At 61.1% G+C, this 12,273-nt stretch carries 15 protein-coding genes and 1 pseudogene; 9 read left to right on the top strand and 7 right to left on the bottom strand.

All coding sequences use genetic code 11. The features are described from left to right. Positions 1-16: 16 nt before the first annotated feature. The 3 genes from V6607_RS19035 (at position 17) to V6607_RS19025 (ending at position 1,225) form a co-directional block, all read left to right on the top strand. On the top strand, positions 17-502 hold the full coding sequence (locus V6607_RS19035; RefSeq protein WP_008437061.1) for a DMT family transporter: 486 nt from the start codon (positions 17-19) through the stop codon (positions 500-502). Positions 503-506: 4 nt separating this feature from the next. Further along, positions 507-962, top strand: coding sequence for a DMT family transporter (locus V6607_RS19030; RefSeq protein ID WP_003208100.1), 456 nt, complete (start codon positions 507-509; stop codon positions 960-962). Positions 963-1,054: 92 nt separating this feature from the next. Continuing rightward, positions 1,055-1,225 carry a metallothionein gene (locus tag V6607_RS19025; protein WP_008437063.1) on the top strand — a complete coding sequence of 57 codons (171 nt, stop codon included), beginning with the start codon at positions 1,055-1,057 and terminating at the stop codon, positions 1,223-1,225. Positions 1,226-1,239: 14 nt separating this feature from the next. Here the strand turns inward: V6607_RS19025 and V6607_RS19020 are convergent. Then, a pseudogene (locus V6607_RS19020) lies at positions 1,240-1,362 on the bottom strand (outer membrane lipoprotein carrier protein LolA); the annotation flags it as partial. After that, positions 1,343-1,585, bottom strand: a complete 243-nt coding sequence (locus tag V6607_RS19015) for a DUF6555 family protein (protein WP_003208104.1) — start codon at positions 1,583-1,585, stop codon at positions 1,343-1,345. The gene V6607_RS19015 and the pseudogene V6607_RS19020, both read right to left, overlap by 20 nt. A gap of 116 nt (positions 1,586-1,701) precedes the next feature. On the opposite strand from V6607_RS19015, the gene V6607_RS19010 reads away from it, so the two are divergent. From V6607_RS19010 to V6607_RS19000, 3 genes are all read left to right on the top strand, one after another. Continuing rightward, a complete protein-coding gene (locus V6607_RS19010) occupies positions 1,702-2,466 on the top strand; it encodes a helix-turn-helix transcriptional regulator (protein ID WP_008437064.1) in 765 nt (254 codons plus the stop codon). 89 nt (positions 2,467-2,555) lie between these two features. Beyond that, on the top strand, positions 2,556-2,729 hold the full coding sequence (locus V6607_RS19005; protein WP_003208108.1) for a DUF1427 family protein: 174 nt from the start codon (positions 2,556-2,558) through the stop codon (positions 2,727-2,729). Positions 2,730-2,759: 30 nt separating this feature from the next. Continuing rightward, positions 2,760-3,719: a zinc-binding alcohol dehydrogenase family protein gene (locus V6607_RS19000; protein ID WP_134326845.1), complete on the top strand. Its 960-nt coding sequence runs from the start codon at positions 2,760-2,762 to the stop codon at positions 3,717-3,719. Positions 3,720-3,759: 40 nt separating this feature from the next. On the opposite strand, the gene V6607_RS18995 is transcribed toward V6607_RS19000, so the two are convergent. The 3 genes from V6607_RS18995 to V6607_RS18985 form a co-directional block, all read right to left on the bottom strand. Continuing rightward, entirely contained in the window at positions 3,760-4,707 is a 948-nt protein-coding gene (locus V6607_RS18995) for a transposase (RefSeq protein ID WP_134326844.1), read from the bottom strand. Positions 4,708-5,006: 299 nt separating this feature from the next. Further along, positions 5,007-6,044, bottom strand: coding sequence for a purine nucleoside permease (locus V6607_RS18990; protein ID WP_134326843.1), 1,038 nt, complete (start codon positions 6,042-6,044; stop codon positions 5,007-5,009). 20 nt (positions 6,045-6,064) lie between these two features. Beyond that, on the bottom strand, positions 6,065-7,021 hold the full coding sequence (locus tag V6607_RS18985) for a nucleoside-specific channel-forming protein Tsx (RefSeq protein ID WP_032899590.1): 957 nt from the start codon (positions 7,019-7,021) through the stop codon (positions 6,065-6,067). Between the two features lie 224 nt (positions 7,022-7,245). Here V6607_RS18985 and V6607_RS18980 point away from each other — a divergent pair, with 224 nt between their 5' ends. Further along, positions 7,246-8,055 (top strand): aminoglycoside phosphotransferase family protein, encoded by an 810-nt coding sequence (locus V6607_RS18980; RefSeq protein WP_134326842.1) that lies wholly within the window; start codon positions 7,246-7,248, stop codon positions 8,053-8,055. Here V6607_RS18980 and V6607_RS18975 read toward each other — a convergent pair. Then, positions 8,025-8,972 (bottom strand): AraC family transcriptional regulator, encoded by a 948-nt coding sequence (locus V6607_RS18975; protein ID WP_134326841.1) that lies wholly within the window; start codon positions 8,970-8,972, stop codon positions 8,025-8,027. The genes V6607_RS18980 and V6607_RS18975 overlap by 31 nt on opposite strands. Positions 8,973-9,186: 214 nt before the next feature. Here V6607_RS18975 and V6607_RS18970 point away from each other — a divergent pair, with 214 nt between their 5' ends. Together V6607_RS18970 and V6607_RS18965 are read left to right on the top strand one after the other, a co-directional pair. Next, entirely contained in the window at positions 9,187-10,497 is a 1,311-nt protein-coding gene (locus V6607_RS18970) for a sugar ABC transporter substrate-binding protein (protein ID WP_134326840.1), read from the top strand. Between the two features lie 22 nt (positions 10,498-10,519). Beyond that, positions 10,520-11,293 carry an L-iditol 2-dehydrogenase gene (locus V6607_RS18965; RefSeq protein ID WP_008437073.1) on the top strand — a complete coding sequence of 258 codons (774 nt, stop codon included), beginning with the start codon at positions 10,520-10,522 and terminating at the stop codon, positions 11,291-11,293. A 163-nt stretch (positions 11,294-11,456) separates the two neighbouring features. On the opposite strand, the gene V6607_RS18960 is transcribed toward V6607_RS18965, so the two are convergent. Continuing rightward, positions 11,457-12,164 (bottom strand): NUDIX hydrolase, encoded by a 708-nt coding sequence (locus tag V6607_RS18960; RefSeq protein ID WP_008437074.1) that lies wholly within the window; start codon positions 12,162-12,164, stop codon positions 11,457-11,459. Between the last annotated feature and the right edge of the window lie 109 nt (positions 12,165-12,273).

Genomic DNA, 12,273 nt, shown 5'->3' with positions numbered 1-12,273 from the left:
AACGCGCAGGTGATGTATGCAGGCTTCTTCAGTGGCGGGTGTGGCTCAGGCCAAGCCCAAGACGTTTCTTCGGTTGTTGCTATTGCCGCTGGTGATCTTCGCCGGCATGGGCTTGTCGGTGGAGGCCGGCTTGCTGGGCCCGCTGGGTGTACAGGTCGGCCACTTGTGGGCGACCTTGAGTATCTTCGGCGTCGGCTCGGCGATCCTGTTTTTGCTGTTGCTGTTCAGCGGCCCGCAAAAGGGCCCGGCGTTGACCGACCTGCCGCGCTGGCAATTGATCGGTGGCTTCCTGGGGCCGATGTACGTGGTGGTGCTGACCCTGGCGACACCGCATATCGGGATCGCGATGACCATGATTGCGATCTTGTCGGGCCAGGTGGGCAAGAGCGTGCTGATCGACCACTTCGGCTGGTTTGGCACTGCCCGCAAGCGGGTCAACGTGGAGCGCTGGATTGCATTGGCGTTGATCGTGGTTGCACTTGTTCTGATTGCGCGAGGTTAAGGCGATGAACCTGATTCTGTTGTTGGTATTGGTAGTGGCCGCCGGTGCGGTATTGAGTGTGCAGGCCGCCATCAATGGCCGCCTCGGGCAGGCGGTGGGCGTATTGCGCAGCAGCCTGCTGACCTTTGTCGTGGGCGCGATCAGTACCGGGTTGCTGATTCTGTTCTTTGAGCCCGCCCACGCGGTCAGCCTGCTGGACGTGCCGAAGTGGCAACTGACCGGGGCGTTGTTCGGGGTGGTGTACATGATGGTGATGGTCGGCGCGGTCCCGATTGTCGGCACGGCAGTGGCGACGGTGGCGGTGATTGTCGGGCAGCTGGGCATGGGCATGCTGATCGATAACTTCGGCTGGCTCGGCAACCCGGCGATCGAACTGTCCGGGAGCCGCATCGTGGCGATGCTGTGCCTTGCGCTGGCCCTGGTGTTCATGTACCGCAGCAACGCTCGTCGGGCTGACTGACGGGCCTTTGAACCTTGAATCGTTGCCTATAGTCATTGCTTGAGGTGTCGGCGTTCGCCGCACCTGGACGACCACGAAAAAGGAGTCTGACCATGCAAGAGAAAACATGTGCCTGCCCCCACTGCAACTGCCAGTTGGGGAAAAACGCGGTGATGAAGGATGGCAAGGGCTATTGCTGCCAAGGCTGCGCCGAGCATCATGCCCATGGCGAGCCTTGTGCTTCGGCGACCGGGTGCGAGTGTGCCAAGTCGGCGCACGGCTAACGCCGGCTGCCTCCTGTAGGAGCGAGCTTGCTCGCGAAACACCCGAGAGCGACGCGGAGCACCAGGTGCCCCGCGTCATCGTTAACGACCTTCGCGAGCAAGCTCGCTCCTACAGTTTCACGCGCTGGGGCGCGCATCCGAGCGGCGCCATTGCACGTTTTCGATGCCGAATTTCTCGGCCTGGGGCTGGCTCGTCTTCTTCACCTGCTCACGGGCAAAGCGCCCGATGCGGCCTACGCCCGCGTCGCAGCTCGCCCAATGCCAGGCTTCGGCGTTGTCGAGTTTTTCCAGGCGGATGATGAATGACTTGGGCTGGCCATGCAGCGTGTAGTCGATCACGAAAAGTTTTGCGTTAGTCATGGATCCGTAAACCCTCCTTGTGTCTTTAAGTGACCCTGCGCAGGTGGTAAAAATTCACTCGGATCATCCGGTTCACGTCTTATCATGGCGCTCCATACTTGAACGATGTGTCTTCCATGGCCCTTGCCGCGCCTCCCGACCTCAGTGATCACGCCGTCCCCGTGCAACCCTTGGCGCGCACCTATCCGCGCGGATTGTATGTCGAGCCCCATCAACACGATTGGGGCCAGTTGCTGTATGCCATGAGCGGCGTGATGTGGGTCGAGACACCCCAGGAAGCGCTGGTAGTACCGCCCCAGCGCGCGGTGTGGCTGCCGCCGGGTGTCGAGCATGGGATTCGCGTGGTGTCGGACTTGCAGATGCGCAACATCTACCTGCGCCCGGCGCTGGCAGCGACCCTGGACAGCCAGGTGCAAGTGATCGAGGTCGGCGGGCTGCTGCGCGAACTGATCGTGGCGCTGGTGGAGCAGGGCGACAAGGGGGACCAGGCCTATTACGAAGCCGTGGTCGGCCTGGCCCTGCTGGAACTGCAACGGGCCCGGCGCTCGCCGATCCGTATCGCCTTGCCCGTGGGCGCCGACCGACGCCTGACCAGCGCCTGCCAGGCGGTGATGGCGTCACCGTCCCTGGACATTCCCTTTGAACAGCACGCCGAAGCCGCCGGCGCCAGCGTACGCACCCTGGCCCGGCTGTTCCAGAACAGCCTGGGCATGGGTTTTGCCGAGTGGCGCCGCCAGGTGCAGTTGGCCACCGCCGTGGCCGAGTTGATCCAGGGCCAGTCGGTCAGCGCGATCGCCCGTTCCCTGGGTTATTCGCCGAGCAGTTTCAGCGACATGTTTCGTCGTGAACTGGGGATGGCGCCGTCGCAGTATCCCGTCTGAGGCTTGGCCGAAATCCTGAAGCACTTGGCCGATGCTTCGGTTTCAGGCCCCCTACACTGACCGCATCAACCCTTGCTGCGGAGTGTTCCATGAATTACCTGATTTCCTTGGCCATCGGCCTGTTGGTCGGCGTGATTTACGGTGCCCTGGACTTTCGCTCGCCTGCGCCTCCTGCCATCGCCCTGATCGGGCTGATGGGCATGCTGATGGGCGAGAAGCTCTGGCCCATGGGCCGGCAAATGGTCAGCGCCTGGTTCTCCTGAAACCCTTTTTAACCTCGATGGATATTGGTCATGAAAGCACTGCAATTTTCCGCCACCGGCGATCTCGCTGCCCTTGCTTACGTTGATGTCGCCACGCCGGTGCCGGCGGCCGGTGAAGTCCTGGTGCAGATCAAGGCTGCCGGGCTGAACCCCAGCGACGTGAAGAACGTGCTCGGGCGTTTCCCCTACACCACGTTGCCACGCATTCCCGGCCGTGATTTTGCCGGGGTGGTGGTGGAAGGCCCGCAGGAACTGGTCGGCCAGGAGGTCTGGGGCACCGGTCGCGACCTGGGTTTTTTCGCCGACGGTTCCCACGCCCAGTACCTCACCGTGTCGGCCAAGGGCGTGGCGCACAAGCCCAGCCATCTGAGCTTTGCCCAGGCCGCCAGTCCCGGCGTACCGTACACCACGGCGTGGGATGCGCTTGAGCGCAGCGGTGTCGGCAAAGGCACTCGCTTATTGGTGATTGGTGCCAATGGAGCGGTAGGCAGCGCGGCGTTGGCCCTGGCGAAGATTCGTGGGGCCCAGGTGCTCGGGGCCGTGCGTCGGCCGGAACAGGTCGAGGCCTTGCGCGAGCAGGGTTTCGAGGGCTTGTTACTGGGCCAGCCGGAAGCGCTGGGAGGGCAGGTTAATGCGCTGTTCGGTACGGGCGCCGATGTGATCTTTGACACCACCGGCTTCTGGTTGCCGGCAGCGGTGGCGGCGCTGGCGCCTTTTGGCCGTATCGCGATCATCGCCGCGCCGGTGGACGGGCACGTGCAACTGCCGGCCCTGGCGTTGTATCGCAAGGGTGGTTCGGTGGTGGGGATCAATTCGCTGCTCTACAACTGCGAGCAATGCGCCGTGATGCTGGAGCAGTTCGGGCGGTTCTTCGATGAGGACTTGTTGCCGCTGCCGACCGGTTTGCGGGAAGTGTCGCTGGCCGACGGTGTGAAGTGCTTTGAGCAAGTGAACCAGGGCAGTGCCGACAAGATTATCTTCCTGCCCTGACCCGCTTATTGTGGGAGATTCTATGGTTGAGGGGCAACCCTCAACCAACCTTTGGTTGGTATTCGCTTTGTCCTTTTAGCAAGGCAAATACCACTCGAGCAAGCTTGCGGGCCAGCATTACCAGCACCTGAGTGGTGCTGTAACCCCGCGCCCGTTGCGCTTGATAAAACTCCTTCCATGCAGCCGTTCGGCTAGCTGCCATCGCTGCGTTGTGCAAAAGACGCCGAGCTTCTGAGTCGCCACGTTTGCTCAAGCTACGACGATTATCTTTCTGTCCTGACTTAGAAACGCGTAAATCCATGCCCAAGAAGGCGATGAAAGCGTCTGCGTTTCTAAAATCACCTCGTTGAAAGCTAGTAACCAAGCGGGCTCCAGTCAAAAAACCGATACCTTCAACTGTCAAGCAACGCTTTAGCTGATCCGACAGTCCAGCTTCTTTCAGGCGATCACCGATCATCTTTTCAATCAGGCCTTCTAGCTTTTGCATCGACTTCACCTGCTCGGTAAAAGAGGCCTTCAGTAACGGCTCATTCGCCCAGCTTTGAGTCAGGCTGACGCGTGCCTGGACCAGCGCCGCCCGGCGGCGGAAAAGACTCAAAAGCTGGCGATACAGAGGAGATGGCGGCGTCCAGGGACGAAGTTCATCGGCTTCGTTTTTTAAATAGCGAGCGAGCAATTTGGCATCCTGGGCGTCGGTTTTAGCCCGGATATTCACACCTTTACGATAATGGCTGAGCTCATATCCACCCACCATGTAGATCACGCAGCCAGCTTCATAGGCGAGATCAGCGAACTCCAAGTGATAGATGTTGGTAGCTTCAATCGCAACTGCCACGGTGCCCGGTAGGGCCTTCAGCCATTTTTTAATGGCGGTTTTGTTGTTCGGGATTACTTCCAGCAGATCGAGTTCGGCGTGGTAAATCACCAGCTCATTTTTAGCAACATCGACGCCAACGATCGGCTTTGAGACAGGAACTGGCATTGCCATGGGACTTCCTCCGGGCTATGGTTTTGAGCACTTGAAGGGCTCACCCAGAGGCGCAGGCTTGTTCCTATCGTCGGTCATAGCCAGATGCATTCTTTATCGGCGCTTGGGTGAAAGGAGGAGGGGCGAAATCTCCCACGGTCTGTACTGCGCCAACAGTCAGAATCGGGCTTTGTCCCTCCTCCTCCCTTCAAGTCCTAGCATACAAGCGGGCTTGCTCGCGAATACGATGTGTCAGCCAATACATTCGGCACTGATCCACCGCTTTCGCGAGCAAGCGCGCTCCCACATTTGATCTTTATTCAGGCTTCGGGAACGCCTTTTTCCCACGCCGACCAGTTCTTCAGAATCGCTTGTACCAGCGGATTACCAGTGCGATACAGGTTCTCCAGCGCCGGTACAAATCCGCCCTGGTCCGCATACTTCAGCAGGTTGTCCACTTCGCTGTAGCCCGGGTACGGCCGATCAAAGTCGGAACCGGCCCGCACCACCGCCAGGCGATTGATATCCACCAACCCTTCACGGCTGGCCCGCAGCAACGCTTCATAGGTGGAGTTGTCTTCCTGCTGGGTGGTGCAGTACGCGCCTTTATTGTCCGTCAGCAATTTGGTCCAGACCTCGGCGCGCTCACTCAGGCGCGTCCCGGAGAACCAGGTATTGCCCGCCAGGGTGTCGCACTGGGTGACCTGCGGCGGCTGATTGGCCGGCGCGTACGGATAGTGTTTGCGCCAGGCCGTGGACTCCTTGCTTTCACTGAGCTCGACTTTTTGCGACAGCGCAAACGCCTTGGCTTGCAGCTTGGGATTGAGCTCGAACACTTCGGTCTTGTAGTCCAGCGGCGGCTTCTCGTTCGGCCCCTTGGTATTGATGCCGATATAGCCGGTCGGCCAGTCCTTCGGCGCGTCCCGTGAATCCAGCTCCCACTGGGTACCGAATTCCACCAGGTAATGCGCCCACGCGGCGGTGCCGATGGTGCCGTGGTGCGGGTTGATCCCGGCAATCCCGGCGATCAGGAAGTAGCTCTGGCGCAGGTCGAACTTGGGCGACAACGCCAGTGCCAGGGTCGAGGCGGCGGCGTTGGTCTGGCCCATGCCGGTCACCAGCAGGCACACGTCCTGGGTGTTGCAGCGAATCACCGGATACTCGGCCGACAAGCCCGGCACGCGCACTTCCTGCTTGAGCTCCAGACGGTCGATCCAGTTCTGCGCCTCGGGGGCAAACATGGTGATCAGCATCACCTTGGGCTTGATCGGGGCCGGTGTATCGGCCAGCACGACCTGCGGCAACAGCGCCCCGGCGGCCAGGCCGATGGCGATTGAAAGGCGGGTAAAGGTCTTCATTTACTGCTCCTTGTTCACACTCAGAATTGATAGCCCACGCCGGCGTAGTAACCCCAGCCGTTGGAGCGGGCGCGGAAATTACCGTCGCCAAAGTTCAGCTCGCTGCCGTCTTCCCAGTTGCCGCCGTTGTGGAAGTAGCGGCCGACCAGGGTGAAACGCAGATGAGTGAACGAATACAACAGCACGTTTGTTGCAACCAGGGAGTTGGCGGTGCGCGCGGGGTTGTCTTTATGCAGGTCCGAGCCGAAATCGTAGTTGGTGAAGCCGATATAGGTCAGCGACGCACCATTGTCGAAGCTGCCAATGGGCACGATGTATTTCATCTGCGCCCGGTAGCCGTCCCACGAATACTCGTTGCTGGCGCCATAGTTTTCCCACTGGTAACGGCCATAGAAGTTGGCCGACAGGTTGACCCGCGAGTGGGTCTCGATGTCGGTGCCCAGGCCGCTGTACAAGGTGTTGGCACGGTTGTCCTTGTTGCTGCCGTGGTCGTAGATCCAGTCAAACGCCACATACCATTCCTTGAACGGGCCGATGGCCAGGCTGCGACCGGCCAGGTAGTCGATGGAGATGCGCGGTTCGTGCTCCATGAACACCGGCGAGCCGTGGTCCCACGCGCCTTTGTCGTTGCTGTTGCCGATCCCGAAGATCTTCGGGATGTCGACGTAGCCATACAGTTCGAACGGGCCCTTGCGGCCGAAGTATTCGTACTCCAGGTACACGTCATCGGCGGGTTTGGGGCCGAAGCTGATGTCTTTGCTGCCGATCACCGTCAGGTCCTGGTTGAACCAGTCCGACAGGTACACGCCTTTTTTCGACGGGCTGGCTTCCGGGGCCAGGGCTTCGCCCTGTGCTGAGTCATCGGTGGGTTTTTCCTGCGCCAAAATGGGTCCGCTGAGTACTCCCGTAACGGCAGCCAGTAGCAGGGAAACAGCAAAAGGGGTAGCCGACGCGGATCGTCTGGAAGTGGGTTGCATTGAAAATCCCTGTTCGTACGCGGTTGGGGCCCGATTCTTCGGGTTGAGGTGAACCTGGTTGCCAAGTTCGTTCCGCAAACGTTTGCACAGGTTGTACCAATTTGTGTCAATTGCATGAAGGAATTGAGAAAAGTGGGAAATAGTCGGCCTTTTGGTCAGAAACGTAACGGACCGGGTAAAGGCGTGTGTGGCATCCTGCAGGACCTCGCACTGGGAGCCGCCCGATGTTCGATCACTATTTGAAACGCTGGAACCTGACACCCGAGGATGACGCCATCATCACCCCCGGCAGCGACCTGCTGCCGGTGCGCTGGGATGGGCAGCCGGCGATGCTCAAGATCGCCCGCGAGCCCGAGGAAAAGCTCGGCGGCGAGTTGATGACTTGGTGGGCCGGCAAGGGCGCCGCCCGCGTGTTTTTCCATGACGGCGATGCCGTGGTGATGGAGCGCGCAACCGGCCCGGGTTCGCTGATGCACATGGCCCTCAACGGTCAGGACGATGAAGCCAGCCGCATTGCCTGCGCCACCGTGGCGTTGTTGCATGCGCCGCGCCCGTCGCCACCGGCGGGCTTGCACTCATTGGAGCTCTGGTTCCGCTCCCTGTGGCTCGCCGCTGAGGGTAAAGGCGGGCGGATACGCGAGTGTGCCGCCACGGCGCGCAGCCTGCTGGCGTCACCTCAGGAACCGGTGGTGCTGCACGGTGATGTGCACCACGACAACATCCTCGATTTCGGCCCCCGGGGCTGGCTGGCGATTGATCCCAAGCGGGTGGCCGGCGAGCGTGGCTATGACTACGCGAATTTGATCTGCAATCCGGATTTGCCCACTTGCACCGATCCGGCGCGATTTACACGCCAGGTCGAGATCATCGCCGGGGCTGCGGGCCTGGAGCGCCAGCGCCTGTTGCAATGGGTGGTGGCGCACGCCGGTTTGTCGGCGGCGTGGTTTCTGGAGGATGACCAGCGACACCGCGCCGATAGGGAGCTGGAAGTGGCACGCCTGGCTCAATGTGCCTTGGTAAACGGCAGCGCCTGATCATCATTGCGGTTAAACAGGTACATCGCGGTTTCCCGGCGATATTCGCTGGGCGTCTGGTTCATCTCGATGCGAAAGTGCCGGTTGAAGTTGGAGAGGTTGGCGTAACCCACTTCAAAGCAGATATCGGCCACTGACATTTCGCTTTGCAGCAACAGGCGGCAGGCGCGCTGCACCCGGAACTTGCGCATCAGGTCGATAAAGCCGTGACCGGTGACGCGCTTGAAAAAACGCGAGAAGCCCGGTTCGCTCATGTCCAGCCGTTGGGCGATCACCGACAGCCGCAGGTCGCCGGTCAATTCCGTCATCAGGTATTCGAAGGCCTTGTGGATACGCTCCGAGCTGCGCGCATCCAGGCTTGGCGTGTAGCAGGCACTGGCCAGGCAATGGGCTTCCCCGGAGGGTGCCTGCCCCAAGGTATGCAGTAACTGGATGAACAGAATCAGGCGCGCCAGGCCCTCGGCGGGGCCGATGGACTCCAGCAGGTGCGCAGCCTTCAGGGCGGTTTCACCGGTGAATTCCAGGCCGCGCCGGGCCCGGTCAAACAGGCCTTGCAGGTCGCCCAGCTCGGGCAGCGTGGTGCGCAGGGCCAGCAGTGCGGCGCCGTCGAACTGCAACACCACATCGCGCCCCGTCAGGTACTCGCCGGGGGCCAGGTCGCCGATCCAGTCGTGGGGCAGGTCGGGGCCGATCAGTGCGACATGGCCGGCGCCAAACGCACCGATATAGTCGCCCGCCACCAGCTTGCCGCTGCCGTGGCGGATCAGGTGGATTTCGAATTCGGGGTGATGGTTCCAGCGGGCGAGCTCGAACGGATAGTCATGTTCGTACCAGCGAAAGCCATGCTCGGGCTCGGCAAGAATCACTTCCAGCTCGGCGGGGCGCTGCTCGAAAAGGGCGGATCGGCTTGCAGGCATGGGCTTGGCCCTTCTGGGCTTTTTGGAATGGCACCAAAATACGCCCTTTGTCCAAGTAGCCGCTACCCCGGGTTTTGCCCGCCACTGATACTTTTTTGATCTTGGCTATGCGGTTAAAAAAGTATCAGCCGGGCATCCGTCAGTCGTTTGTCCGGCCTTGGGCAAGCTGCTGTAATCGGGCCGTCAACAACAAAAACAATAAGTGGAAACCGCCATGCTCAAGATTCCGAAAGCGCTGTTCCTGCTCTCCGGCCTCACGCTCGCGATGGCCGCCCATGCTGCCGAAACCGTGACCATCGCCACGGTCAACAACAGCGACATGATCCGCATGCAGCGCCTGTCCAAGGTGTTCGAAGAGCAGCACCCCGAGGTGAAACTAAACTGGGTGGTGCTCGAAGAAAACGTCCTGCGCCAACGCCTCACCACCGACATCGCGACCCAGGGCGGCCAATTCGACGTACTGACCATCGGCACCTACGAAACCCCGTTGTGGGGCGCCAAGCACTGGCTGGAACCGATCACGCCGCTGCCCGCCGACTACGACGTGGAAGACATCTTCCCCGCGGTACGCCAGGGCCTGTCGGTGAACAACACCCTCTACGCGTTGCCGTTCTATGGCGAAAGCACCGTCACCTATTACCGCACCGACCTGTTCAAGCAGGCCGGCCTGGCGATGCCCGAGCATCCGACCTGGACCCAGCTGGGCGAGTTCGCCGCCAAGCTCAACCAGCCCGCCAAGGACCAATACGGCATGTGCCTGCGGGGCAAGGCCGGCTGGGGTGAAAACATCGCGTTGCTGAGCACCATGGCCAACGCCTTTGGTGCACGCTGGTTCGACGAGCAATGGAAACCCGAGCTGACCAGTCCCGAGTGGACGGCGGCGGCGAACTTCTACGTCAACACCCTGAAAAACTATGGCCCGCCGGGCGTCTCCAGCAACGGTTTCAACGAAACCCTGGCGCTGTTCAACAGCGGCAAATGCGCGATCTGGGTCGACGCCAGCGTTGCCGGCTCGTTCACCACCGACAAAACCCAAAGCAAAGTCGCCGACAGCGTGGGTTTTGCCGCCGCACCCACCGAGGTCACCGACAAGGGTTCGTCGTGGCTGTACGCCTGGTCCCTGGCGATCCCGGCCACCTCCAAGCACAAGGACGCCGCCAGAGCCTTTATCACCTGGGCCACCTCCAAGGAATACATCCAGCTGGTAGCGGATAAGGACGGCATCACCAACGTACCGCCGGGCACGCGCCAGTCCACCTACAACGCGGCGTACCTGGCCGCAGCGCCGTTCGCCAAGGTGACCTTGCAGATGATGCAACACGCCGACCCCGCGCACCCGTCGGCCAAACCCGTGCCGTACGTGGGCATCCAATACGTGACGATCCCCGAGTTCCAGGCCATCGGCACCTCGGTGGGCAAGCTGTTTTCGGCAGCGCTCACCGGCGGCATGACGGTCGACAAGGCACTGGCCGAGGCGCAGTCCACCACCGAGCGTGAAATGAAACGCGCCGGCTACCCGAAATAATCACCTCAGGGACACTGCATTGATGAATCGACTGGAAGGTAAAAGTGCGCTGGTCACCGGCAGCGCGCGGGGCATTGGCCGGGCGTTTGCCCAGGCCTACATCAACGAAGGCGCGACCGTAGCCATCGCCGACATCAACCTGGAGCGGGCGCGGGCCACCGCCACGGAGCTGGGCCCGAAAGCCTACGCGGTGGCGATGGATGTCACCGACCAGGCGTCCATCGATGCCGCGATTGCCGCCGTGGTGGCGCAGGCCGGCAAGCTCGACATCCTGATCAACAACGCCGCCTTGTTCGACCTGGCGCCCATCACCGACATCACCCGCGAGAGCTTCGACCGGTTGTTCTCGATCAACGTCGCCGGTACGTTGTTCACCTTGCAGGCGGCGGCCCGGCAGATGATCAAGCAGGGGCATGGCGGCAAGATCATCAACATGGCCAGCCAGGCCGGGCGCCGGGGTGAGCCTCTGGTGGCGGTGTACTGCGCGACCAAGGCGGCGGTGATCAGCCTCACGCAATCGGCGGGGCTGAATCTGATCAAGCAGGGCATCAACGTGAACGCCATCGCGCCGGGAGTGGTGGACGGCGAGCATTGGGACGGGGTGGACGCGATGTTTGCCAAGCACGAAGGGCTGCCGCTGGGCGAGAAGAAAAAGCGCGTAGGAGCAGAGGTACCGTTTGGGCGGATGGGGACTGCCGAGGATTTGACCGGAATGGCGGTTTTCCTCGCGTCCAAAGAAGCCGACTACGTGGTTGCCCAGACCTACAACGTCGACGGCGGCAACTGGATGAATTGAGCGGGACGCAGCTCCTCGAACCATCGCAGATCAAAAAAGGTGGGAGCGGGCTTGCTCGCGAAAGCGGTGTATCAGTCAATCTATCCGGCGACTGACACTCCGCATTCGCGAGCAAGCCCGCTCCCACAGTTGATCTTCATTGTCCTGGGAAGGGGGCTTGGTCTTATTCGGCAAAGCTGCGATCAAAGAAGTACACCGCCCCAGGCTTCAGATTCTCCACTGTCGCCTGCGGCCGTCCGCCCTCGCCATGCTTCTTGCGCCCCGTCTCCCGCAAAAAACCGGCCTCGGTCAACTTCAGCAACCGCTGGCGGATACTGGTCTTCAGCACCGGCCGCGCCAATACCAGCGAAAAGATCGTAGTCGCCTCCGGCGCACTGAACTCATTGCCCAAAAACATCAATGGCAAGCTGCTGTACAGCGACTTGGAAAACAGCCTTTCCTGTACCGCTGCCACAATCGCGTTGTGATCGAAGGGCAGCTTGACCCCGCCAGTCGCCACGGCATCAACAGAGCACCACTTTTGATGCCCTCCCAGCTCCACCTCATCAGCCACGATCGCCAGGTAATAGGTCGACGACGACCAGCAGCGCGGATCGCGAAACGCATCGCCCACCGTCCCCACTTGCTCATACCAGGCCAGCGGCAACCCAACCTTGTCACTGGCCCGCAACCGCTCCACGGCATCCTGCAGGCTCAGATCTTGCACGCCGCCATTCACCACTACACCGGGCAAGGCCCAGTGCCCGGCGAAGGGCTCGGCGTCGCGCTGGTTGAGCAATATCTTCAGTTCCCCGGATGCACGGCAATAGAACAGCACGCACAAGTCCACGGTGTGCAGGTAGGCGCTAAGGGTTGGGGCGTGGTCTGGCATGTCGGGTCCTGTTGGCAGCGGTGGGGCACAGTCTAACGGATCAAACGGGTATGTCGTGTACTTGATCCAGGATAGATAACAAAATGTTTCTTGCCATGAAAGTACATGA

Source organism: Pseudomonas sp. KK18 (assembly GCF_037094675.1).
Classification (GTDB): Bacteria; Pseudomonadota; Gammaproteobacteria; order Pseudomonadales; family Pseudomonadaceae; genus Aquipseudomonas.
Note: the sequence above shows the minus strand (reverse complement) of the source record. Positions and strands in the feature narration are given on the sequence as shown.